This window comes from Ruminococcus sp. MCC718 (genome assembly GCF_018783905.1).
Classification (GTDB): domain Bacteria; phylum Bacillota; class Clostridia; order Lachnospirales; family Lachnospiraceae; genus Hominisplanchenecus; species Hominisplanchenecus faecis.
This window is the reverse complement of the sequence record NZ_WQNP01000167.1, coordinates 1-216: the sequence shown is the minus strand read 5'-3', so window position 1 is coordinate 216 and position 216 is coordinate 1. Positions and strand designations below refer to the sequence as shown.

Here is a 216-nt window from a genome sequence, read left to right as displayed (position 1 = left end):
AGTGCGGAAGGCGGGACTTGAACCCGCACGGTATTGCTACCACAGGCACCTGAAGCCTGCGCGTCTGCCAATTCCGCCACTTCCGCATTTAGAAAAAATATAAAATTGTATGTCGCTCGCACTTTACAGAAAGAAGAGTGCGGAAGGCGGGACTTGAACCCGCACGGTATTGCTACCACAGGCACCTGAAGCCTGCGCGTCTGCCAATTCCGCCAC

1 tRNA gene is annotated in these 216 nt (G+C 54.6%); it reads right to left on the bottom strand.

What is annotated here, in order from left to right:
- Nucleotides 1–2: 2 nt before the first annotated feature.
- Nucleotides 3–86: transfer RNA gene (locus tag GPK60_RS13665), tRNA-Leu, on the bottom strand.
- Nucleotides 87–216 lie beyond the last annotated feature (130 nt).